Source organism: Pedosphaera parvula Ellin514 (assembly GCF_000172555.1).
Lineage (GTDB): Bacteria > Verrucomicrobiota > Verrucomicrobiia > Limisphaerales > Pedosphaeraceae > Pedosphaera.
Map to the genome: position 1 here is coordinate 67441 of NZ_ABOX02000021.1, position 25519 is coordinate 92959.

Annotated in this window: 12 protein-coding genes; 3 read left to right on the forward strand and 9 right to left on the reverse strand. The window is 55.1% G+C overall.

Annotated features, from left to right (window positions below; all coding sequences use genetic code 11):
- The first annotated feature begins 117 nt into the window (after positions 1–117).
- Positions 118–1278, forward strand: coding sequence for a tetratricopeptide repeat protein (locus CFLAV_RS16720; RefSeq protein ID WP_007415960.1), 1161 nt, complete (start codon positions 118–120; stop codon positions 1276–1278).
- 6 nt (positions 1279–1284) lie between these two features.
- Here CFLAV_RS16720 and CFLAV_RS16725 read toward each other — a convergent pair whose 3' ends face one another.
- The 7 genes from CFLAV_RS16725 to CFLAV_RS16760 form a co-directional block, all read right to left on the reverse strand.
- Positions 1285–1605 carry a hypothetical protein gene (locus CFLAV_RS16725; protein WP_007415961.1) on the reverse strand — a complete coding sequence of 107 codons (321 nt, stop codon included), beginning with the start codon at positions 1603–1605 and terminating at the stop codon, positions 1285–1287.
- Positions 1606–1881: 276 nt separating this feature from the next.
- Positions 1882–3732: an alkaline phosphatase family protein gene (locus CFLAV_RS16730; protein ID WP_007415963.1), complete on the reverse strand. Its 1851-nt coding sequence runs from the start codon at positions 3730–3732 to the stop codon at positions 1882–1884.
- A gap of 236 nt (positions 3733–3968) precedes the next feature.
- Positions 3969–5051 (reverse strand): alpha/beta fold hydrolase, encoded by a 1083-nt coding sequence (locus tag CFLAV_RS16735; protein WP_007415964.1) that lies wholly within the window; start codon positions 5049–5051, stop codon positions 3969–3971.
- A gap of 428 nt (positions 5052–5479) precedes the next feature.
- The gene (locus CFLAV_RS16745; RefSeq protein WP_192812802.1) at positions 5480–5806 is read right to left on the reverse strand and encodes an immunity protein CdiI family protein; all 327 of its coding nucleotides are present in this window, start codon (positions 5804–5806) and stop codon (positions 5480–5482) included.
- 202 nt (positions 5807–6008) lie between these two features.
- The gene (locus tag CFLAV_RS16750) at positions 6009–10250 is read right to left on the reverse strand and encodes a Calx-beta domain-containing protein (RefSeq protein ID WP_150107459.1); all 4242 of its coding nucleotides are present in this window, start codon (positions 10248–10250) and stop codon (positions 6009–6011) included.
- Positions 10156–13467, reverse strand: coding sequence for a Calx-beta domain-containing protein (locus CFLAV_RS32510; protein WP_007415967.1), 3312 nt, complete (start codon positions 13465–13467; stop codon positions 10156–10158). Before CFLAV_RS32510 ends, CFLAV_RS16750 begins: the two co-directional genes overlap by 95 nt.
- Before the next feature lie 254 nt (positions 13468–13721).
- On the reverse strand, positions 13722–13991 hold the full coding sequence (locus CFLAV_RS16760) for a hypothetical protein (RefSeq protein WP_007415968.1): 270 nt from the start codon (positions 13989–13991) through the stop codon (positions 13722–13724).
- A gap of 225 nt (positions 13992–14216) precedes the next feature.
- Here CFLAV_RS16760 and CFLAV_RS16770 point away from each other — a divergent pair, with 225 nt between their 5' ends.
- Both CFLAV_RS16770 and CFLAV_RS16780 read left to right on the forward strand, forming a co-directional pair.
- Positions 14217–16589, forward strand: coding sequence for a hypothetical protein (locus tag CFLAV_RS16770; RefSeq protein WP_150107460.1), 2373 nt, complete (start codon positions 14217–14219; stop codon positions 16587–16589).
- A gap of 542 nt (positions 16590–17131) precedes the next feature.
- A complete protein-coding gene (locus CFLAV_RS16780) occupies positions 17132–18781 on the forward strand; it encodes a hypothetical protein (protein WP_040549170.1) in 1650 nt (549 codons plus the stop codon).
- Between the two features lie 796 nt (positions 18782–19577).
- On the opposite strand, the gene CFLAV_RS16785 is transcribed toward CFLAV_RS16780, so the two are convergent.
- Both CFLAV_RS16785 and CFLAV_RS32515 read right to left on the reverse strand, forming a co-directional pair.
- Entirely contained in the window at positions 19578–19928 is a 351-nt protein-coding gene (locus CFLAV_RS16785) for a nuclear transport factor 2 family protein (protein WP_007415972.1), read from the reverse strand.
- A 356-nt stretch (positions 19929–20284) separates the two neighbouring features.
- Positions 20285–24958: a LamG-like jellyroll fold domain-containing protein gene (locus CFLAV_RS32515; protein WP_007415973.1), complete on the reverse strand. Its 4674-nt coding sequence runs from the start codon at positions 24956–24958 to the stop codon at positions 20285–20287.
- Positions 24959–25519 lie beyond the last annotated feature (561 nt).

Below are 25519 nucleotides of genomic sequence, written 5' to 3' on the forward strand. Positions count from 1 at the left end.
AATATCGAATTACCGGATGGCGGTTTAGCCTTATCATCCGGAGTTCGGTGAGTGACCATCATTGACCAGCAGATAAAGCCGGACGAAAATTTCAAAGCATGTAGGGAGCCACGAAAGATGGAGCCAATCGAACAGCTTTTGGACATCGGGCAATCGGTCATCTGCCGAATAGGTGATGTCAAGATCGCAACGTCGTTACGAATTCAGCTGGCCAGGAAATATCATCGGGCCGGTTTAAGGGCACAGGCTGTCAGAGCCTTGAGCGAGGCCAGGGAATTCATTCCGCTTGTCCGGGAGAATTTCCTGCGAGCCTGTTTCCTGTGTGATATTGCCAGGGAGTTTTTATGGATGGAGTTTAAGCAGGAGGCGCTGGAGATGTTGCGGAGCGCTCATTCCGCTGCCGATCAAATTGTTGAGCAACCATTGAGAGCGATTTACCTGGGCGAAGTGGCTTATTTATATCACCAGACAGAGCAGGAGCAGTTGGCCAGGGAAATATTGTTCCGAATGATCGCTCAGGCGGAGATGGAGGAGATGCCAGTGTTTGCCTATGGTTATTTGGAGCGAGCCAATTTCGGGTTTATCCGCATGGGGTGGGAGGAGGAAGCCTGGTCCGTCATGGCAAGGAATCAAGCATTCCCGTTCTTTAGTGAATTGGAGATGGGGACTTGCCGGGCATACATTGAAACGGGAATGAAAAACAAAGCCCTCGAGATAGCTCATCGAATGGCACTGGAGCGCCAGAATTCCCTGCTTTCGGTTATTTCCCTGGCGGGGATGTTTTTAGAAAGTGGGGATGCCGATGGAGCGCTTGAAATCGCTTCGAAATGCCGGGACAAGGCAACCAATGCTCGAGATGCAGAATTGAAGATGATCGCGAGTTGCAAGCTTGCCCTGGTTTATTTTTTGCTTGGGAACGAGTATGTTGCCCAGGAACTTTTATTTAGTGCCTCCCAGTCCTTCTCCCGGGAAGTCGCGGGCCCCAAAGCTGACAAGTTGTTGCAAACTCTGGCGGAAAGTTTTGCAAAGATTGATCTTTTTAGAACCGCATTGGCAACGGCGAATCGCATTGTTGGAAGCGATCTCAGACAGACGGCTCTGGAAAACATTTTGATTGCGCGGCTCGAAGCGGGGGCGGTTGGTGACTGCCTGCATATGATTCATTCCATTGGCAACGGCAGGGAACGCAGCGTATTTGTGGGTTTGCTTACCAGCGGGTACAAGGAAAGGAGCGTTAATGAAACTGTGGGCCTGGTGGAGGCGCTCAAGGAGAGATGAGCCTCCTCATGATGAATGCCATAAGCCCTGCAACCATTGGAGTAAAATATTCAAACCGGCTCTTAACGCAATTTGTTGACAATGCCAACCAATGAAAACAGCAGCCGTAACCGCCCACACGCCGAATGCATGAAAACCGCTGCGTAATGCCCCGCCATTCCACGCGCGCAGAAGCCAGAAACCGATCGCAACTGGAATGCCTACGAACAGATCCCACACCAGAATGCTACGGAAATCATCGGGACCGTCGATTCGGTAAACTAGCGAAAAAACGCACATAAGGACGCCAAATACCAGGAGCATGATCGCAAAAACAATTGTGATCATTCGAATAACCCTTCGCCTCAAGAGTTTTCTCTCGTTGTTCATGTGTCCAAAAAGCCAAGTTCAGCGAACCGACCTGTAGCACGTGTGGATTTCTATCACGGAGGAATGGCAAGTTCGATGGATTGCCTGATTGGGCGGCATTATCATTTCTTGGTGGATTTCCTGGAACATGGATTAATCTTTCCGGCCCGATTGTGCTCCTGGACAAGCAAAAACGTCAACAAATTGCAGAGTCGTGCAGGTTTTTGGAAGATCGGAGATAAGCGAATGCCGATTTCATCCTCTGCTTCCCGTGATCATCGGTTGGCCTCGGTTGTCGGTACGGAACGTGAAATTGAAAAGAGGGATTTTTTTAGTCCCGTCGGATATTTGCCCTGAAATGCGATAAGTTGTTCTTGGGCGCAGGCTCAGGTTCTCAGGGAAGGCGTAATCGCTTTCGCAGGAGGTGCTCCTGGCACTGGAGAGTGGGCGAGTGATCGTCAGATGCCGTTCGAAGCGATTGCCGGGTTCGTAATCTCCCCGGCGAATTTGCACGGGCTGGATTTTCTCAATTGTGATCTCGAGTGGAGCATTGCTATCGATGTTGGCAAAAGCGGACGTCCAAACTCGCAGGCAAACTTCCTTGCTTGGAAGCAGCTTGCAATTCGGGGTCGGTAGCTCCGACGAGTTTGTCGTCGTCGCAACAGTATTTGCGGGAATCCATTCGACACCGTTTTCCCCACGAGGATCTCGCCGTTCTTTAAACCCGTCAAAGAGCGCAGCCACCCGGCTGGATGACGTGTCCTGAGTTGGCGCAAAACTGCTCAGCAGAATTCCGTTTGAGTTGAGGTCATCGAGGGCGCCATGAGTGCCGCCCGAGGTTGTCAGGGCGACGCCTCGTTGGATGAGCCATCCGTCGTGAACGTAGCCGTTTTTCAGACTGACAATGATTGAGGCCGGGTTGAGCACCGCTTGTGTGTGACCGTGGACAATTCGCTCCAGTGCCAGCGGATAGCGATGGGCGAGGGTCTCAGTCATCCAGGCATCGGCTGTGGCAAAGCCGTCGGAGTCGAGGGCATTCCTTTTTGCAAGGGCTTCGATCACTGGCCGGTAACCGATTGGGTCACCGATCTCGGTTGAATAGCGAAACGAGCTGCGGGCGGGATTCCAGTCGATGGTAGCCCTTTCGGCTTTCGAATTCATGATGAGAAAGCGGTTGGTCTGATCGGGGATGCGAGCCGTCACAACATCGACGCCTTTCAGATGCGAGAGCAATTGGACGAGTGTTTCAGTTTCGCCTGGTGAATTATGGATTTCCACCCAGGACTCGATCCCCGCGGTTGGCAGGACAACGTCTTTTGAGTTCCTGATGGAGGTCGTGATTCGGTAGCCGGCCTTGTTCAAGAAGCGCCGGACGGCGACGCGGTTGCCGTCGGTGGCGTGATTATTTCCGTGATCGGACAGTAGCAGTATTTCGAGTTCCCGTCCTTCGCGTAACCGATAAACATCGCGCAGTTGCTGGAGTTTTGCATCGAGCGCGCAGAGCATGGCGAAGATATCGCCGTATAAGTGTTGCGCGCTGTCGGTCGAATGAATCAGGGCGTAGTAGTTGGTCGGGCCGTCATGCGTTTGAAGAAAGTCTTCAACCATGGCGTTCAACTCGTATTGAAATGCGCGTTGCGGAGCGATGTAGCTCAGGAACCGGCCGAGACCGCCGTCCATTTGCCAGGTCATCTGTTTTTCGTAATCCTCCGAGGTGATTACGCCGTTGAGGGAGATTTCGGAGTTTCGGATCGCATCGAAATAAGTGCGTTGATAACCGGGCGGCGGTTGGTTCGCCAGAATCTCGCTCCAGGAGGGATCGCTGATGGAGGGAAACGTCCCGACCATGCGACTGACCGGGAAGTAACCATGATCAAAGCCTTGTCGATGGAACTGGCGACCGTGAATATCTTTGTAAGTGACGCCTTCCTGCAACGCTTGCATGTCGCGATAAGAAACTCCGTCCACCAGCAGGATCAATCGCCTGGGCGGCGCGGCCCCGCAGGCTGTGGGAAGTATCTGAAAAGCCAACACGCAAAGCAGGACGAGCCAGCTCACGTTTTTGCTCAGGTGATACGACATTCCGAAGCCCCGAAGGAAAGTCATGTGACAGTCAACATCGGATTCGGTGTGGGTGTCGAGGGGGAATACTACCCATTGTGGGGTGGGATGCAGTTGAACGAGCGGACGACGTCCCCTTCAGAATGGTGGTGGGTACTGACCAAAGGGAAAGGTTTTTAAAGGCGATTTGTTTCTGGAAGCGAGAGGTTGTTCCGATCGGACGTTGGCTCGTGGTCCTACTTCGATATAAATACCAGGATCGGCCTCTTTTCGGCGGCTTACTATTCTTGCTCCTGTATCCAGCGCACTATTGCGGGCCATAACGTCCGATGCGCTGTTCTGCCCACCAACATGCCTACGTGCTGCAGGCACACACCCACATCTCCCTCGTACCAGAGCCAGCGTTTCCGCCGACTGCCAACGGCCTGATAAAACGGGTGCATGCTGGCCGGCGGAGCCACCGCCGATTGCCGCTCGGCCACGTTCAGGAGCGGCATGGTGACGGAGGTTGGCTTCGCCCATTTTCCCGCGATTTCCAATGTGCCACGCAGGAAACGGTCCTCCCTGTAGAGCAGCTCAACAATTTCTGCAAAGAACCGCCGCGCCAGGGGCAACTCATCATCGGTCCAACGTTCCACGCGGAGATGAGTGCGGCGGCGTTGCGGCTCCGGCAGACTGGCCAGCCCATCCAGCCACCGGGAATACAAAAAAGCGCCCGGAGCAGCCAGCAGACTGGCGACATCCAGCACGGAACCAGGCACGTTGCCGGCACGCCGGGGTAAAGCAATTGCCTGCGGGAGGTTGGCCACCATGGAACTGAGGCAGTCCACCCCGGGACCAAAGTGCAGCGGTGCCCCCAGCAACACCAGACCGGCAACCCGTTCGGGGTGCAGCGCGCAAAAAATAGCCGCCAAGGTACCGCCCAGGGAATGGCCAACCAGGAAAACCGGATGCGACCCGATTTCTCCCTCGATGGCCTGCAGGCATGCGAGGATTAGTTGATGACCATACTCAGCCAGGCCGTAGTCTTGCTCGCCAACTCCAGGTTCCTCCCACTGGGCCAAATAAACAGACAGATTGCTGCGTATCAATTGTTGGATAACGCTGACGTCAGGGGCCAGATCCCAAATATAGGACCGTTTGATGGGGGCTGGCACAATCAGGACGGCGAGCTTTGCGTCTTCAGGTTGGGTATAGGCGCGTAGCGTCAATACGGGCTTGCGCAAGAGCACATGCGACGGGCTCTCGCAGGGGCCTCCTCCACAACGCTCGAGCCAGCGACCATGCCATCGACGCCATTGGTCCATCTGCTCGAAAGGAGCCCAGGGCGATCCGCACAGCATGGGAAAGGATGAATCTTCCATTTTCTCTCCTGATCTGGGGCACACAAACCAACAACGATCCCGTAACCCGCTGTACAAAACTTCGACCGCTTTGGTTGGGAAGCAAGCAGTGAAGGAGATGTTTACCCGGGTTGCAAACAGAGCCTATCCAAGCCGAGTGCCCGGCCTGGGAACATCAGCGTGGGTGAATGTAAAGGTTTCATGGTGATGCTTGGCTACGCCTATTGAATGACAGCTGTGGCACACGAGTAGAAAAAGGAAGGGAATCAGCGACTTGCTGGCAAACCAGAAAGGCTATTCTGCGTTGACTACGTCAATTTGTTTCTGGAAGCAGGGAGTTGTTTCGATCGGACGTTGGCTCGTGGCCCTACTTTAGTGTAAATAGCCAGGATCGCCCTCCTTTATCTCCGGCTAGACTGTTACCCATCACTCCGGTTCATACCCCTCATTTAAAAGAGTTCCCATGTAATGCCTTTTTCGTGAGGTTGAACTTTGACATCAACCGCAAAATCTTTACAAAGTTCCTCTTTCAGCCGCCTTCCCAATTCCTCCCCCGTGCGCTTAAACTCCTCTCTTATGGATTCGTTCGGAAAGCCAGATTTTGCCGGATCATCAAGATTGAGGGTGCTGTCGTACCACTCAGCCCATTTCGCTAAGTCTCGACGCAAATTATTTGAAAGGGGCAAATCCTTTGGATTGATGTTTCCCACAGTGCCGGGTGGTGCCTCCCACAAAGGGAAGCACTGATAATCTGCCATTAGTTTAATTCTTCTCATGGATGTCCCGCCGGGTTTGCTCCCACAATATAGCTGCCTACAGCTAAAGGTTGTTCCATAGTATTTACACTACTTTCCAATCTTCTCATTTTCGTTTTGGTTTTCTTTGGGCCCAGTATAAACGGTGCTGACGTGGGTCCAAGTGCCCATGTCAGGCGTTAGGCACCACTCAATCCAAAGGCCCGCTGTGAGGCGGCGCGGCTTATTGTTGCGGTTGCCAGATGCGCAGGTTGATGAACTGGTTGGTGGAGGTCGAGTAGGGAGCGATTATTTGTAACTTTACCGTTTCCGTCAGGCCGTTGCCATCGTCCGTCACCTTTAATTCTTCGAGGTAATTGGTGCCGGTGTTCCAGGAAAACAGGTCATTGGATATGAAAATTCCGTACAGCACGTCGGTCGGTTGGAAGCGACGCTGGTAGGCCACGGTAATGTGGGGTTGTCCATCGCGGGGATCCACTTCGATGGCGGTGGCTACGGGTGCGTTGGTTTCGCCGGCCTTGGGATCCCGGTTCAAGGCATATTCGCCGAAATTAATCAGGCCATCGTGATCGAAGTCCGCCCTGGCGCCGCTTAGCAGCGGGAAGGTCAATTCCTCCAGCGAGAAATGTGCGATCGTCCATACTCCATAAGGCGAGTCGTGGATGGTCACTGTGGCTGTGCCGCTGACGATGGTGTACGCCACATTGCTGACCACGTTTGCTATCAGTGGTTCATCGCCTTCGGTGCGATCATCCAGGAACGGCGTCACGGTGAGAGTAACCGTATCCACGTCCTTCGGAAGCGTGACGATATTGGTTAGGAGGACGCAATCCACGCCGTTGCTGGCGATGCCGCTGTACTCCAGATAAACGTTGAGCGGGAAACCTGTATCGCCAACGCGCTGAATTGTGAATTGACCTTCATCCGGCCCCAACTCGGAGGCGTCGGGATCGGATGCGTAGAGGTAAATGGAGGTGGGCTCGGTGACGTTCACGATGACATCATCGAAAACCTTGACCTGTCCATCATCGGAAATGAGACGAATAATGTTGGTGCCCAAAGTCTGGAACACAAAGGTATTGGTCGGGCTGTTGGGATTGGTGAACACAACTGGGTTGGTGGTAACAACGGTCCAGACATTACTCAGCAAGGCGGGTGGATTCGGCTTTCCGTCATCACTAACAGTGGGATCGATCTCAACTGGCAGGTTGATTTGCACTGTCAAATCGGGGCCGGCATCCACGACGGGAGCGAGGTTCGTGGGCGGCATGGCGGCCAGGATGGCCACTTCGCTGGCATTCAACGGACGTGAGTAAACGCGGATATCGTCCAGCAAACCGTTCCATGAATTGGTGCCATCGGCCGGGCCTTTGCCGGCGATGAATTGCAGACAGTTCGTCAAAAATCCTGCGCCAATGAGAGGCGGGAAGGTGGGCGTGTCCTGGCGGCCATTGATGAACATGGTCGGAGGACTGCCATTGGTCCAGGTCAGGGCAAGGTGCTGCCATTCGTTTGTCGTGACGTTGCTGGCGCTCACGTAGCGCGCAGCTCCCTTCCTGCCGGGAATCGTTGCTTCGATGACGTTTGTTCCGTGGCTGCGGGCATCGAACGTCTTCGAGCGCAGGCCAAATGTTTTGTTCGTGCCGCCGGAGTCGTCAGCGGAGATGAAGCCACGGTCGGAATTTGTGGTGGCCGATTTGATCCACATGGAGAGAGTCAACGCCTTTAGACCGTTCAGGAAATGGGAATTGGTGGCTTCCGTTACGAACGCGTTTGTGCCGCCAAAGCCGAGCGCGCCTTGCGCGACCCCGTTCGCCACCCAATTGGTGGTTCCGAACACGACGCCGTTGCGGCCTGAGCCGGAGGTGTCGAGCGCGTTGGTACCACTGCCATCGTTCAAAGTCCAATACAAGAGATCGGGCGCCAGCGTGGTGTCCGCATTCACGACCACGGTGATGTTCGTGCGAGTTCTCAATTGTCCGTCGTCCGCCGTCAATTGCAGTACGTAGACGCCGTTGTTATAGAAGTGCACCGCCGTGCTCGCAGCGTTCGTGTTGTCGAACGCGTACGTGTCCAGGCGGGTCAGGTTGGTCCAGGTATAGGTCAATGCGTTTGTGCCGCCATCATCGGTGGCGGTGGCTTCGAGTATCATGCCCGCATTGGTGCCAGTCATGGTAAGGAAAACGATGTTGGTGGTTGGACTGTTGAGGTTCACGACGGGGAACTCGTTGGTGCCCACATCATCGATGGTAACCAGAACATTGCTCGTGCCGATAATGGTGTAGGTGGCTGGATTGGGCTGCAAGGTGGCGGTAACGGTTTCGGTACCTTCGATGACAAGGTCATTGGTCGGGGAGATGGTGAGATCGATCGAGGTGACGCCGCAGCAGAAGAGCACGTTGGTCTGGAAGGGGGGATAATCCACGCCAAAGGTGGCAGTGCCACCAATGGTCACATACGCAGTGACATCAATTTCGGGATCGCCGCGTCTCTTGATCGTGATGATGCCTGGTTGTTCGCCATTTTCGGAGGCATTGGTGGAGGTGCCGATCAATTCCAGCATGGGCATATTGTCATCGATAATAACTGTTCCGCCCGCGGGAGAACTGATGGTGTAGGCGGGGTTGCTGAGCAATGTGAGTGTCAGAGTAACGGGGCCTTTGGGCACGTAATCCGAGTGTGGAATGATTGGCAGCGTGTTGGTAAGCTGGCCGGCGGGGATGATGAAGAAATTGGTGATGGCAAAATAATCCACGCCGTTGCTGGCCGTGCCGCTGATGGCGTAGAAGACCTTGAGGTCAGTGTTGGTGGAGCCAAAGCGGCTGAAAGTGAATTCGCCAGGGTCCGGTCCCACTTTGGAAGCGGCAAAATCAGTTGCCTCCAGGCGCACGCTTTGTTGGTTGTCCTGGATGATGACTGTTGCACATGAAGGATAGAGGACCTGGTAGCTGCTGTTGTCGGTGAGCGTCACGATGACGGATTCCTCGCCTTCGACCAAGTTGTCGGTCAATGGGGTGACTGGCAGAGTGAAGGTGGATTTGCCTACAGGAATGGTTATGACGTTGGGGAGCGTCGCGTAATCCACTCCGTTGCCCGCTGTGCCTGTGACGGTGAAGGAGACTGGCAACGCAGTGGCGGTTGAGCCGGTCCGAGTGAAGACGAACTCGCCGTTATTCGCGGTTCCTTCGACAGCATAAGGCTTGTTGGTTGAGCTGATGGAAACGATTGGGAGCGTGTTGGTGTCGTTGTCTGTTATCGTGACGATGGCAACCTGAGGCGTTGCGAGACTCGCACCGGGGGCACTGGTCAGCGTGACGACGACCGTTTCGGCGAGTTCGACCGAGGCTTCGTTCACCGGCACGACCGGGACGTCCACGAAGGTGGCTCCGGCGGGAATCGTGACGGAATTGCCAATGGGCGTGTAATCGGTCGGAGCACTGGCGGTGCCGGTCACCTGGAAATTCACGATCTGGGCATTCGTCCCGCCAACGCGGGAAAAGCGGAAGTTGCCGGGAGTGGGACCGGTTTCGGAGGCAGTAGGAACTGTGGCAGTAACACTGATCGTCGAAGCGTCATCGTCCAGAATCGTGTACGTGTGGACTTTGATGGCATCGAGGGTGGCATTGGTGGGATCAACCAAAGCGAGACGTATGGTTTGGTTGGGCTCGAGGATGGTGTTGTTAATGATCGGCAGGGGAATGGATTTTGCCTGTTCACCGGGATTAAACGTCAGTGTGTCGGGTACGAAGGCGTAGCGGCTGGCTGGGGCGGTGCCGCCGATGCGGATGTAATTGACCGTAACCGGCACGGAGGAAGTTGCGCTGAGGGTGACGCTCACGCCGGGGGAGAGGCTTTCCGGCGCACTTGAGGTGGCGAAGGAGAAGCCGACGGCAGGGACGTTGTAGGTATCGTCGTCGAGGATGGTCACTTGCGCGGATTGCTGGGAGCTGAAGTTGTAATTCGCGCTGGGGACAAAAGTGATGATTACGGTTTCATTCGTTTCGAGGTGCAGATCGTCGAAGGGAATTACGTCAATGGTCACCGAACTCGAGCCGTCGGGAATCACGATGAAATTGTCGATCGGGACGTAATCCGAGCCGTTGACGGCGGAGCCGCTGATGGCGAGGTTCACGGTCAGATCGCCGTTGACGACGGAGCCGCGTGAGATGAGAAACTCGCCGGTGTCAACGCCGGGCTCGGAGGCGGTGTCATCCACCGCGGTTATGGTCAGTGTGGGTTTCTGGGCGTCGCGGATGACAACGGTGGCGTTTCCCGGCGTGCCGACGCTGTAGTTGGTGTTGCTGGCCAGGGTCACGATAACGGATTCATCGCCTTCCAGCAGGGTGTCGGCGAGGGGAGTTAACGTGATGTCAGCGGAGGTGCGTCCGGCCGGACTGGTTACCGTACCGCTCAGCGCCGTATAGTCCGTGCCGCTGGTGGCGGTGCCGCCGACGGTGTAGTTCACCACGAGATTGTCCGGCGATATCGCCGACGCGCATTACGGTGAACCGGCCGGAAGTCGAAGGTTCAGCTGCGGTGCCGGTCGGATAAATCGTCACGGTGGTAAAGTCATCGTCCACAATCGTAATGGTGGCTGGATTACCAGCGATGGCGTAAGTGGAGTTGGCGCTGATGGTGACGCGGACGGTTTCGTTTGATTCCACCAGGGTGTCATCGATGGTGCGGAAATTGACGGTGGCGGTGCTGCTTCCCGCTGGAATGATCACCACGCCAAGGAGAGTTTGGTAATCCACGCCCGGGGTGGCGGTGCCGCTTACTGCGTAGTTGACGGTTAAATCGTTTTGCGTGCTGCCGGTGCGGGTGAAGGTGAACACGCCGCCGTTCGGATCGTTTTCAATTACCGTATCGCCACCGGAACTGGCGAGGGCGGTGACGGCGACCTTGGGCAAGGGCGTGTTGTCGTCGTCGAGAATGGTGATGGTGGCTTCACTGAGCGAGGCGTTGACGTAATTGGTGTCTTCCAGGACAGAGAAGGTGACGGTTTCCGGACCTTCGACAGTGTTGTCGTTGACGACGTGGAAGGCGATTTGCACCTGATTCGAACCGGGGGGGATGTCAACGAGGTTTGTTCCAGATTGCACCGAAACGAGGTTTGTTCCAGATTGCATCTGGCCGAGTGTGTAATCACTGCCAAGGGTGGCGGAACCGGAGAGGTAAAAGTTAACCAGCAGGTTGGTTGAGAGGTCGCCGGTGCGGGTGAGGGTGACGTATTGCAGGGAACCGTCGCTTTCGGAAATAACATTGGTAGTGGCGGCAAAGCTGACGGCTTGCACGGGAGTGGCAATGAAATCGATGTTGTTCGTGCCTGCGGTGACCGGGTTGGTCCAGGTGATGTTGGTGAAGGCGTAGCCGTATTTAACGGCGTAGAGGGTGAGATCCTGGGTGACATCAACGATGGTGTAACGTCCATCGCTATCCGTGTAACCGCCGAAGTAAGTGCCGTTGGTGAGGGTGTTATCGACGCGGACGCCTTCGATCGGCTCGCCATTGGTGTCAAGGACCAGTCCGCTAACGCGGTAGCCGAGCGGCGAGCCGATGGTGACGACGGCGTTGGCACTGGCGATGCCGCCTTTCATGTCGCTGACGACGCAACGGACCACGTGTTCACCGGGGGCGGACCATGACTGGGAGGTCCAAGGGAGATTGTTGGTACTGAATTTCAGATCATCGAAGGACCAGGCGTAGGCCAGGATGTCGCCATTGGGATCGGAAGCAGTGGCGTGGAAGTGGACGAGTTGGCCGGGTGCGGCATTGGTGGCATCGACTTCAATGGCGAGAACCGGCGGCTCATTGGTGGGGAAGGTACCGAGGTTCACCTGCACATCGATCCACGGATTGGTGCCGGTCTGGCCGCGGGCGATGGGCGTGATATGGACTCCGGCGGGAGCATCGGTGTAGGTGCGGCCAACTACCACGGCAGCATCTTCCTTGCTGTCGTCGCCGGTGGGAGTGCCGGGGGTGGTGTCGAGCAGGTGAGTGCCGCCGGAACTGCCGGCCCAAGGCGACCAGTTGAGCAGGACACCATTTTGGAGCCAGGGATTGGATGTGAACTTCTGGCGGAACTCGATCCAGTAGTCGCGCTGGAAATCCTTCCGGACTTTGGCGGAGTAGAATTGGCCATCGACACGGTTGGGGATATCGAACGCATAGACGCGGTAAAGGCCATTGCTCTTGATATCGTGGACGTAGAGATCCGGCAGCCAGTCGAGAATGTTTTTATGCATGGCGTTGAACTGGTTGTTGCCGGCGGAGGCGCGGCCCATGGTGTCGTAGATGTTGCCGTATTCGACATGGTTGCCGGGGCCGATGATGCTGTCGCCATTGGTGGTGGAGGTGTCCCAGAAGTTGGCGTGCCAGAGGCCGTAGTTATGGCCGAGTTCGTGACTCGTAACGCCGACGCCGGGGCTCTGCAGCCAGACGCCCTTGCCGCCAACATAAGCCAGGCCGCCGAAATTGAAGCCGGGAACGGAGGTAAAAGTAACGATGTCGCGATCATAATTGGCGGTGTCGTAACCGGCGGCGCGAGCGACGTTGCGGGCATCGGTCAGGAGGCTGACAGCGCCGGCGGTGGAGTACCAGGCTTTGGATTGGGGAAGGGTCAACAAGGGAGTGACGGTGGGTGTGAGCGTGGTGGTGTTGTAGGAGCCTTCGACGTAGAAGGCGTTGACGGAGTCCATGGTGGCATAAGCGCCGGTTTCGGAAATGGGCTCGGAGAGGTCGTCAGGAAAATTGACGCGCATGTAAAGGACGTTTTTGGGACCTTGCGTCCAACCGACCACACCGGCACCGGTGCCGCCGGGGATGGTGCCGGAGCCGCCTTCGGCGGCGGTCAACCGCTGGTTGACGAGCAGGGCGTGGTCAACGCCGCAGAGATGGATGATTTGCCCGCCGATGTCCGCAGTGACTTGCTTGTTGCGGTAGGTGGAAGGCTTGCCGGAGACTTGGCAGATTTCGTCGGTGGGGACGAGGCCGGCCTTCTCGGCCGCGAGCACTTCTTCGGGTTCCAGAATTCGCACGGGATCTTCATGGACTGCGATTTTGCCATCGATGGCAATGCCGTGGATGGGAATGGAAGCCTGTGAGATCTGCGTTTCGCGCCGGCCGTAAACATAGGCGTCGAAACTTTTCCCGTCGACTTGGACGTCGCGGAGAGTTTTGCTGGTGTTTTGATCGAAATCAGTGGCGACGGCGACATTGAGGGAGCCGAGCGCGTCCACGCGCTGTTCGAAATGTTGAGTGACGGAGGCGGGCAGCTTCGTTCGCCAAACGGCAGGGACGGTCCATTCGAAGGCTTTCCGGGGGTCGGTCTTGATCAGGTGGAGCATGATGGTGCGGCGGGCGCGAGCGAGGTTTTCGCCTTCGGCGAGGCTGGCACCGCTGCCGTTGGTGAACTGGTTGACCCAGTTGGTAAATTTCCCGAGCACGGGAAGGAAGAGGGGCTCGGGCGCGGCGGCGGCGAGCTGGATGGGTGCGGGATTGGTCGCCGGCGGTGGAGTTGTGACCAGTGTCGCGGGAGGCGGCGTGGGAGCGGCAGGCTGGGCGACAATTGGGGGGGGAGCAGCGGCGGAATTTGGCTTGGGCGGAGGCGTTGGTCTCCAGAAGAGTGCGAGAGCGATTACCAATAGGACGAAAAGAACCAAATAAATCTTAAGCTGTTTCACATGTCTCCTTCATTGATTACTTTGCTGAGTTACTTCCGAACTTTCTATTAATCGGGAGGAGCGTATTCAAAGACGTGTGTAGGCGCAATTCTTATTTGTCAGCCGGCCGCATGCAAAGGTGGGCGTTTGGAGGCACACCCTTTGTGTTTGGGGGCACAGGTGACAGATGCAGGCCTTCGGTTGGCAGGACGTGGTTGTGGAAAGCTCCTAAGGAATTGTTGGCAAAGCAAACTAGATCCCGCTCACGCGGTGAGCTACCCAGTATTGATTTCCTGGCGGTGGGATTGGAGTTCCGGGTCCCGTGCGCGGGTGAGCGCCGTGGGTTGGGTTGAGGCAATGCCGATTGTAAATCGGCGATACAGCAAAGTCCGCGCTACGGGGCGGCGTTTCCGGATGTTCAGGCTAATCGGGCGACGAAAAAGCTTTTGCGGAAAATCTGCGGGTGAAACGATTGTTAGCCAGACCAGTGCAAAGTAAAACCACCTACGAAACATGAAAGGAACGCTATGCGCCGTTGGTTTCATGCCAGGCCAATTTTTCTGTGCCGAAACAAAATTTGCTGCCGGGTCGAATATTTTCGACGCCTTTGCGTCTGAATGGGTTGCACATGAAACCGCGTATCCGAAAAAATGCAACGCCACAATCTCGCAAACCCTCGTAAATATTGCGTGAAATCGCGTGGCGAACCTGCGTCCGCCTCCATCCGACGGAACTTAGCACCTTTCGAACGTCCGTACCCGAAAAACTCCATGAAATATTTTCATCGAAAAGCCGCTTCCTTTTTCAACATTGCCGTTCTCGTGTTCGCTTCGACTTTGGTGTTTTCGCAAAAGTCGCACGCGCAGTTTTTTGACTTCGTCCGGGCCATTCCTCAGAATGACTCCACAGGCGCCCCGCTGGCAGGTGGCAACACCACCTTTGCCGATGGTTCTGCCTTCGTGCCGGACACCGACGTAGCACGCTCGAGTAAATGGGCATGGCGTTCATCCCAAGGGATCGGCGGCATTCTCAGCAGTCTCGGCCCAACCAGTTCGACTCCTCCAAGCAATACGAAAGAGTTGGTGACCACCGTCTCCGGTCTGAAACCCAATACGCCGTACACTGTAAAAGTGTTGTACTGGGAGAGTTCAAACTGGGGCGTTCGCGCCGGGCTTACTTATGCCAACGGCACACGGACCAACGCCTGGTTCGATACCAATTCGACCGCTGTGGTCAGCGCTGATCTTTTGCCATGGAAAACGCTGCCTTCCATTTGGAGCGAAAGCGGCCGAACTCTCTACGCGGGATCCCTTGGCACTGCGACAGCCAATGCCAACGGTCAGGTTAAAGTATTTGTTCACGACCTGCCCAGCGCCGACTCGAACACTCGCACCTGGTATCAAGGCGTGGCGATAGCGGAAGTGATCGCTGCGGCACCGCACGTGGTCGACACAGCCTCAGCCGGAACCCATTTCAGTCGTGGAGTCCATGCCCAGGCTCTCGCCGACATCACGATTGATCGTGGTGAATATTGGGTCGGCATTCCGAAGGCTCTGGAAGTGGCGCGTGGAGCGGCGATTCGTGGCGTGGCAACCGGAATTGCGGCCGAACTCTATGACTGGCGCGTACGCAACGGACAAGCTCGTCCTCCAACGCTGCAGTTCCTTCGCTACAGTCGCGATTTCGATGCGGAGCTGTTCATGGGCGTGAACATGCGCGGTTTTGTCCAGCCAAATCCTGCCGGCGGATTTCTTTACTACGACACAAATGCCACTTCGCTTGCGACGGCAGCGGCCGATTGGGTGCGTTATGTGAATCACATTGTTCCCACGTATCGACAAGGCGACTCGATTACGAATTCCCGTGATGCCGCGATTCTCAATTCGTTAACCTGGAGTTCCACTGTCCCGGGTGATTCTTTTGACACATTGTTGAATTCCGCCGAGCCGGCTGTGCCGCAGGTCAAATACTGGGAAATCGGCAATGAACCGACCGTTGGAACGACTGCTTACAACGTGAGCAATAGTTACACGCTGACGGCCACGATCTATTACCCGCGTTACAAAGCCATCACTCAAGCGATGAAGGCGGAGAATCCGAATGTGAAAGTCGGCCCGACCATAATCGATGGTTCCCGTGAAGGATCGCAGCTGACCTCGATTGCTTCCGACCTTTCGTGCCCCATTGATTTCGTCGCTTATCATCCCTATGAAAGGATGGGACAGCTCACCGATCCGACTCAACTCACCCGTTACCTCGGAAGCGTGTGGTCGCGACAGTCGCAATTTCTAAACGGTATTAAGCAGGTTCTGTCGGACAACGGTCGCGATCCTTCCGCGACCGAATACGCAGCCACCGAAGTCAACGTGAGCTACTGGGATACAAACGACACCGAGAAGGAAGCAAGAATGGCCCACGCGCTCGGTACGGTGGAGACGGTCTTTACTCATGCGCGCCTGGGTTTGGTCGCTTCGCATTATTGGATCTGGCCGGCGCACCGTTACGATGGCACCGAGTACCCGTCGTTCAAAGCGTTTCAAAATCTGCGCGATCACATGGGAGACACGTTGGTTTCCACCTATGCGTTTCAGGACATTCGGCTTTACATTACGCGCGACAGCCGAACAGGTGAGTTGGCGGTTTGGATTCTGAATTTTTCCAACGATCAGGACTCAACGGTTCAGTTGAAATTGCAGAACTTGCCCACTGTTCAAAGCGCAACCTTGCTGCGCCTCCAGGATGTCACAGCTAAAACGACTCTTTTTTCCTCCAATCTTGCCAGCGACATGCCCGGTGGCCCAAGTGCGCACGTTGATTGGACCTCCACGGACATGACTGGTCAAAACGTCAGCGACATGTCGTTAAATCTTCCGGCGGCTACGATCTCATTGCTGGTGATTGAACCCGGTGTTGGATCACTCAAGCCAACTTTTGTTGATCAAACCGGTGAAAAACATTTTGGGGTGACGTTTGAAGGTTTGCCCCATGCGTCGGACGTGCGCTATAACCTGTGGAGCAGCGACGATCTCGTAACGTGGGAAGTCGTCGGTGAGGCTGAACCTGGTGAGGTTTCCATCACGGATAATCGTCCTGCAAATGCATCAACCCATAGGTTCTATCGAGTCGAAGCCGTGAATCAGTAAAAACGCTTTCCTTAATCTCGCGAAGAACTTTCGGTTTACGGGGTTTTCTATTCCACCGAAAACAGCGAGGGACCTCAATTCGTGTCCCTGGCTGAAGCGTCCCGGCAGCGCTCAAATTAAACCGGGCAATTTACTTTGGGAACGCGCCCGAATAATCGGGATAAAAACTGTGAGAAGAGTACCAGTGCGCGTGCTGAGATTCCCAATTTATTGCGCTGCTTCAATGAAGCGCCGCGAGCCCGTCAATGGCTCCGCAACTTCCGTGCGTCCAAACATCGCCGAGAACTGGTATGAACCGGAGTGATGGTTACACTTCCGAGCACTATGGCTTGGAAAATGACAACCCCGATGGACGAGATTATTCGCTTTGTGGATCACTTTGAGTTTCCGAGCTGCGCACAACCATCCTCTCAACACATTTATGGCATCGCCAATCGGCTTATCCTCTTTTAAGCTCCTTCCGAACGGGCCGGAAAACATGCCCTTCCACTGGAGTCGGCGCGGTTCAAAACAGTATAGTTGCCATAAACAAAACTGGAAAAGTGATACGCAGAATCGAAGGAATAATTGCAGTGGCCACCACGTTATTGGTCGTTTGGCTGCATGTCGCGTTCCTGCTCCATGCGGGCGGACTCTGGCGAGACGAGACAAACTCGGTAAACCTCGCCACTCTGCCCTCTTTATCGGATGCCTTGAGGCATGATTCCTCCCCCCTTCTCTGGACTGCCGTCCTGCGACTCTGGACCGGTCTTGGCGGGGGAAGCGATTCCGGAATGCGCGCACTCGGGTTCCTGGTGGGACTGGCTCTTTTGGGATTGCTCTGGTTCAACGCGCGGCAATTAAAGATTTCTTTTCCGCTCATCTCGCTGTTACTTCTCGGATTCAGTTCCACTGTGATTCGGTGGGGCGATTCGATAAGAGCCTGGGGTTTGGGGGCTTGTTTCGTGCTGCTTACCTTTGCGCTGATCTGGAAAGTGATTGAATCACCAACCAAATTGAATGTGCTGATGGCAACTCTGGCCGCGTTGGGAAGTGTGCATTGCACATACTATAATTCTGTGCTGCTGTTTGCGATTGGCCTGGGCGCAATCGCCGTCGCCCTACGCAACCGTTTATGGAAACGTGCCGCCCTGGTGGTCGGAATAGGCACCATCGCCGCAATCTCATTACTGCCTTACCTTGGAACCATCCGGAGCGGGGTGAAAGATTATGGCAACTCCCAGATTTCGCAATTCAGCTTCGAAACATTCTCCGGCCAGCTATTCAATGCCTTGGCTCCTCGCGGAGAACTTCCCACCAAAGTAGCCGACGCTCCAATTCGCATCTGGATCGCGCTTTGGGGCATTGGAATCGCGATTGCCCTCTGGTGCCAATACCGCCCCGCAAGGTTCGATGCGACACCCCGGCAGAAGGATCTGCTTTTATTTTCTGTCACGTCGCTGCTCGTGGGTTTGGCCGCTTACTTTCTTTTCCTGGACTACCTTAAGCTTAGCCCACAAGTCTGGTACTATCTGGCCTTGATGACCCTGACGGCCATAAGTCTGGATGCCATCCAGTCCGTCATCGCCAACAATGTTTACGGCAGAAATTTCCGGTTGCTGTTCGTTGTCTTGCTCATGGTCATAATGTTTTTCTCCGCCCGGCAAACCTTGAACATCCGGCAAACCAACATTGATCTCGCCACCACCCAATTGAATAAGATCGCAACCAAAAATGATTTTATTCTGGTCAATCACTGGTTTTACGGCGTTTCATTTCAGCGCTACTACTCCGGCCCAGCCCCCTGGCTGACCATTCCAGTCATGGACGACCATAAATTCCATCGCTACGACCTGTTTGCCGCCAGCATGGAGGAACCTGACCCGCTTAAACCGATGCAACCGGTGTTGGATAAAATAGCGCACACTTTGCAGTCGGGAGGAAGTGTGTGGGTGATAGGCTGGCTGGAAATCCTGCCTGAGGATGTAATACCTGCGCCGGCGCCCATCGCATTTCATGGCGAAGCACCCGGATCCAAATACTATAGATTTTGGTCCGAGCAGACCGCTCATTTCATTCGAACCCATTCCCTGCATACGGAGGAGCTGAACATTCCGTCTCCGAATCCTGTTAGTGATTTGGAACACGTGGGCTTGCTACAGGTGACGGGATGGAAAACAGATTCAAAAATACAAAAAGCCTCAATCAACTGATCACCACCTGAGACTTTCACCTCAGGCCATTGCCTAAGAAATTACATGGCCGGGCGATCACATCAGAAAAAGAGAAATTTTCAGAGCAGCGCAAATCAGAATTGAACTTTCTCTTAAAACGGGCTCTTAGTCAGGATGATGCTGCATCAACGATCCTCTGCGATACCTCAAGACGATCTTGCGATCAGACCGCGAAAGAAACGAATGCCTCCAAATATGATGGCTCCCCATGCCACGACATATGAGCCCCCTCCTGCAGCAGAGCTGTAGCTGATGGCGGTGACGAGAATGCCTCCAATGCACCAAAGGCCACCTACCAGCATGTACCTGTTAGCAACGGCCCTCGTTGCCTCATCGAACGTTGCAGCAGTGGATGCTGGTACATCATGGGCGGGTTGTGAAAGTGCCTGCGGACCTACACTCACAAGAGATTGTTGGTCGAGGGCGCATACCGTCGCCTCATTAGTATATTCTCTGCCGCAGTAGGTGCATTTTTTCATAACTTATATGCCGTCTAAAAAGAAAATTAGTCATCCGAAATTATTCAAGGGCTGTCGGTGAGCAGGTGGAGGGTGCGCGCAGCAGAAGGTGAATCACTTCGCCGTGGACTGGACGGCAAATGATGATCGGATTGACCTTCGGGTTTCATTTCTGTATCGGCGCATGGAAGCCCTGGCTGTCTGCACCGCAAAGTTTCGATTACTTAAGCCGAAGCCTCTAAGAAAAGAAATGAAAAGCTTTACTCAAAAGGGGAACAGGTACGGAGAAGCGACCCTCCCGGCGTGAAGGTGTGTTTTCAGCGCTTGGGCGTGATCTTGCCAGTGAATGACTGGGCCACGATTTTGCCGTCACGCATGACGAATGTATCCGTGGCCAGCTCGTACACGTTGTCGGCAGTCCCTGCGGTCCAGAGAATGTAAGCATATTCCCCTTCGACAAACTGCTGCTTCATGTTGAACGTTGCGCCAGGCTTTGCAAACTCAGCAATCAACGCCTGGAAAAATGGTTTTATCGCATCGGCTCCCTTCAGCGGTCCGTCTGGCGTGAACAGGATGGCACCCGGCGCATAGTCAGACAGGACGCCCTGGAGGTCGCCCTTATCAAAGCTTTGCAAGTGGTGATTTAAAATGTCTTTTGTTGTAGTCATTTTCGGTCCTCCTTTTTGGTTCTGGTTGTGCGACTCAGTAATCCGTGTTCGCTGGACCGGCCAAGACCGACTGCTTCAGCACACGCTACCAAGTAAGGTTAACTCTCAAACTGCGTAACTCAACCGAAAGATTAAGATGGACCGGTCATTGAAATATTGAGTTATAGCAAATGCCAAATTTTTGAATTGGGCAGAGCGAGGAAAGCGAGGGATTTAACGAAGAAATACGCGAAAAAGGAGCAAGGAAATGTCCAATGACGCAATGACCAAGGCCCAAAGAAAAACGGATTGCTCGTGGTCAGTAATGAGGCTGGGTGTGCTTCGGATCGTTGGTCGGGTACGCGTGTTTAGACGACCTAAGGAGTTCCGGCGCGATAAAAGCGCTGGGGGGAATTTGTGGCAGCGTCGGTGAATAGGTATTGACCGGCGCTTGGTTCGGTTGCCGTGCCGAGCTTTGTCCAGTCGACAAGATTTTCTGAGGTCCAGATGCTGTAGGTGGCGCTCGGGCTTCCAGTGAAGTGGAGGCTGAATCCGGCGTTGGAATCGTTGGCGGATTGATAGGACCAATCGCTGAATTGCGGCTGCGCAGGGTAATTAATATTGAGGGTCACCTGGGCTGAACCGGAGCTGTAATAAGCATCCTGCGCCATGAAAGCAAAATTCGCGTATGGATTTCCGACGGCATCGGGCGCGGGTGCGAAGATAAGGCGTCCGGCGGGATCTATGACTGACGCAGTGGGGGAAGCAATCAAGGCTCCACGGGTGCCGGCGTCGTATTGGTAGAGCGAACCATTGGCGGGCAGGGAAGTGAGCTTGAAACCTAACGGATTGCCGTCCGGGTCAACGCCCGGCAGGGCAAATGTCAGATCATGATTGAGGAAGCCCGAGAAACTGGCGTTGTTCACGAGCGGCGTTTGATTGGCGATGGCGAGTGCGAAGTTCAATCCACCTGCTACCGTTGCGACATTCGTCAAGCCGGGCAGGAAGCCGGTCTGGCCGCTGGCATTGTTGCCCCATCCGAGGAAACCGCCGTCATTTTTTATCGCGAGATTGAAGGCGCTGCCGCTGGCTGCGCTGGCTATGTTTACTCCATTGGTTGGCACAGTTGTTTGGCCGCTGCCGTTGTTGCCCCACGCCACCAACTGGCCTGCTGCGCTACGGATACCGTACGTCGAGGCCAGGTTTTGATTGATGCTGTTCAGTTCCATCGAGGAGAGCCCGCGATCGAATATCTGGATTTCGGCGATGTCGCCATTGAAGAAAAGGGAACTGCTGGTCATCGCCCCGATCTGAAATGGATAAGCGCCGCGCGCCGCGGGGCAAAGGGAGGATTGCGATGCGACCAAAACGCCGTCGACGAACAGCTCGATGGTGCCACCGGTGCGAACGTAGGCCCCGATGTGCGGGTTGCCATCGGTTACGGATCCGCCGTAAAGGCCGAGATCTGAACCGCAACCACTGGTGCCGCCACCCAACCCGGCTCCGAGTTGGCTGCCGTTCAGGCAGAGCGCCCAGTCTTGAACGACGCCGGATTGTTCGCAGCCAAGCAGTCCTGTGTTTTGATAAAACAAACCTGATGAACTGCCCGGGGTCGAGGTTTTGAAAACGACCAACAAGGTAAAACTGCCCATCGCCGAGACCGGGCTGTCGGTGGCGCTGACTGTCAAATACTGGTTCGCGGCGCTATTGAATCGAACGGTCTTGTGGTGGTTGATCACATTTGAAAAGAGTTTGGGCTGACGCGCGCTCGTGGTTTGCCCGGCGTTTCTGCCGGCCAATTTATCGGGCCAACTGCTAATGGCTGAACCATCGGAACCGCTGAGAGTATCCGCCACCCACCGAGTGACCGGCACGCCACCAAAACCGCTGAGAGCGTAAGTGTTCGCCAGCGTTTGATTCACGGCTGTCATTTCCCAGCCATTGAGCGCGCGCCGGTAAAGTTGAATTTCAGCAATATCGCCATCGAAAAAACCGCTGCTCGTTGTCATTGCTCCGATTTGAAAATCGTAATTTCCACGCGGGGCGGTGCACAATGTGTTTTGCGCGGAGACGATTGCGCCGTCCACGTAGAGCCGCGCGGTGTCAGCCGAGCGGACATACATCGCGATGTGTGGCTTGCCGTCGGCCACGCTGCCGCCGTAGAAGCTTGAATCGGCAGAACAACCGCCTGCGCTCGCACCTAATCCGCCGCCCAATTGGTTTCCATTGAGGCAGAGCGCCCAGTCTGCAACAATATTCTGTTGCTCAGCGCCGAGAATTCCGGTGTTTTGGAAGAATGATCCAGAGCCGAGTCCTGGTGTGGAGGTTCTGAATAGCACAACCATCGAAAAATCACCAGCTCCGGAAATGACGCTGTTGCCGGAAGTGACGGATAGAAATTGATTGTTCGCGCTTGAGAAGCGGAGAACATTATGTCCGCCAATTGCGTTGGTGAAAAGTTGCGGCTGATTTGCTTGTGAAGCTTGCACAGCGGTTTTGAAGCCAACCGAATCCTGCCAACTCGCGATGCTGGCACCATTGGTTCCGGCGAGGTTGTCGGCCACCCAGCGTTCGTCGGCGGGAACGATTGACGAGCTGTTGCCGTCCGCTTTCAATGCGAGGCTGTGATAATCTCCAGCGGAAATGGCGACCACGTTTTTAAGCCCGGCCGGAACGTTCGTTTGATTGTTGCTGTTATCGCCCCAGGCGGAAATGGTGCCATCGGCCTTCAGAGCCAGGCTGTGAAGGCGGCCGGCTGCAATGCTTACAACGTTGCTTAGCCCTGCTGGAACATTCGTCTGGCCTGAGGTGTTTGAGCCCCATGCCGTCACGGTACCGTCTGCTTTCAACGCCAGGTTGTGATAGCCGCCTGCCGCCACCTCGATGACATTCGTCAATCCATTCGGAATGGTGGTCTGGCCAAGTGTTCCATCACCCCATGCGGAAACGGTTCCCGAGTTGTCGAGCGCGAGGCTGTGTTGGATTCCGCCTGAGACCTGCACGACGTTGGTCAAACTTGCAGGCACGTTTGTCTGGTTAAAACTATTGTATCCCCACGCTGTGACCGTGCCGTCACTTTTCAGTGCGAGTCCGTGATTGGCTCCGGCGCTGATCCCGATTGCGTTGGTCAATCCGGAAGGAATATTCGTCTGCCCCAGGCTGCCATCGCCCCACGCTTTCACACGCCCGCCGGTTGAGAATGTCTTTTCAGCGCCCCAAACCACACCCAGGGCGTTGCTCGATGCGACGCGGTAATGATAAACCACGCCAGGCAATAATCCTGAGACTTCGGAAGCCAGAGGCATGCCGGAAGTTCCCGATAAATTCGTGCTTGCCGTGCGGAAACCATAGTTTTTATTCTTGCCCCATTCGAACCAGCCGATCGCGTTCGCTGAATTCGGGTTCACCAATCCTTGCAAGGTTGCTTTGCCTAAAGAAATTCCGGTGGCGGATTTCGTCACGGCAGTTGGATATCCGTAGACCTGATTGTTCAACAGAAAGAGATGATCCGGTCGCACGAGGACATATTTGTTCGTGTCCAAAGAATTGGCGATGTTGACGAGATCCGACGGCCCGAGACTCCAGACCACAGCTTGCGCGGCGATGAACATCGGCGCGGTTCCGTTGAAACTGGCGGCTGCGTTGGTGATGCCCGAAATGATGTCCGACGCGGTGGAGGAATAGCTGACGGCCAGCCCGCGCGTTCGCAAGCCGAGATTCACGGAGGTGTAATTGCCGCCGCTTTGGTCGGTGAGGCCGAGCAAGGTTGGACAATTGGTTGCGAAAGCGCGGGCAACGCCTGTCGTCACCTGATCCCAGACAGTAATCACCTTTATTCCGGCGCGCTGGAGATAGGCATCGGAAACCTTTGTCAGTGCCGCGAGATTAGCCGAACTCCAGTTTTGGATGTGACAGTAACCAGCGCCTGAAGGACCGGAGATCAAGCAATCATTCGTTGTCGCGCTGCTCCAGTAGTGGTTCAGCATGACTGGATCGAGATCGACGGCGAGGGGCGAGACCGTCCAGCCGATGGGAATGGTTCCGCGGGCTGGCTTGTCCCAATCAATCTTCATTACGTGTTGCATGTACTGGATGTTGTCGCCGTCGCTCAAGATCAAGGAGACGTAAACTTTATTGGTGAGCGGCGGTGGCGGGGGAATCGAAGGCACGTTGATCTGTCGGGGAATGCCACTGAAAACTGAGGCATTCCTGAAGAAGTCACTCGCCAACACCGGAATGCCATATTGAGCGATCCAGCCCAGGCCATTTCCTTCGCTCGGCCACCAACCCACATAAATGCCGCCCAGTGGTTTCATATCGTTGAGAAAAGGGGTGAGTGTGGATTTGTCGGAGAAATTCAAAGTTCCGGGATCAAGCCAGACAGTCGCGCATTTGGTCGCCACGAGATAATCCCGAAGCTCGCCGTGCAAGTCTGGTGCCAGGCCGGCGATCATCCGGTGGGTGCATTGAGGCCAGTAATTGGTGTAAAGATAGCCGTAAATCTTGTATTTGTCGGTAAAGTGCAGAGTGCGTAAGTCCTGGGCGATCGGCAGGTTGTACGGAGCGTTGGTTAAGGTCACTAAAAGACTTGGATCACAAATCAACAGGTTGCTCACTCCCGCAATGGTGGTGGCCAGGTTGAGCGTGTCCGGTTGGTTGGTGTCGGTAACGACCAGTCCATTGAAGTTCGTCCGGTATTTGGTAATCGCATCGTAGCCGTTGATGAGCGTGTAGGGAAGGTTATGCAGCGTCAGCCAGATGAACTTGCCTTCGGAATCAACGCTGCTCACATTGGCCACCCGTGGCTGCGTGCGGTTCACAATTCCCTGGAGCGAAGCAAAGAGGTCGATCTCCGCGCCGGTCGACGAACTCACGTCGATGCAGTCGATGTTGGTTGCGGGAGTTGGGAAGGTCGGCAGGAATTGGTTGGTCGGCCAGTTTAACTCCTGCGCTTGGAGTATCGGCTGGTGTGCGAGCAGAATAACGGCGAACCAGAGCAGGATCCGTATGGAACTGTTCGCAAAAGCGATGGCAGAAGATTTATGCGGCATGTCGATTTGTGAGGTGTTCAGATTCTAAGCATAGCGTGGATTTATGGCCAGCTGTCATGTGGCAGAAAATGGCCACATAGGGGAAGAAAAAATGTTGGCCACAAAAGGCACAAGAAACACAAGGTTTTTAACCACGGATGGGCGACGATGGATGCGGGTGGGAAGGAAGCATGGCGCGTGATGCCGCTTAATGGCCAAGTATCGAACCGCGCAGTGGAACTGAGAGCGCCGATGGCGGTTGGCTCCGGTGATGTGTCAGGCCACGCCAGGTGTTTTCCGACGTCGCCACAAAAAGGAACCAACGGCAACAGTGATAATCAAACTACAAATGCCAGCTGGAAACAACATTTCCGAAGCAAACCGCCTCCAAGCCTCCAGTCCGGTGGACGTGACCGAATCAGGGCCGAGTCCGTCGCGGAGCATCCAAGTAAAAAATCCAGCGCAAGCGAGTGCTGCCAACGTGAAAGCGAAAACGGAGACCAGAGCCGCGCGCGATGCGGAGCGGAAAATCCAGATGGTTGAACAAGCGGTAGCCAGAATTAGAAACCAAAAACCAAAGAT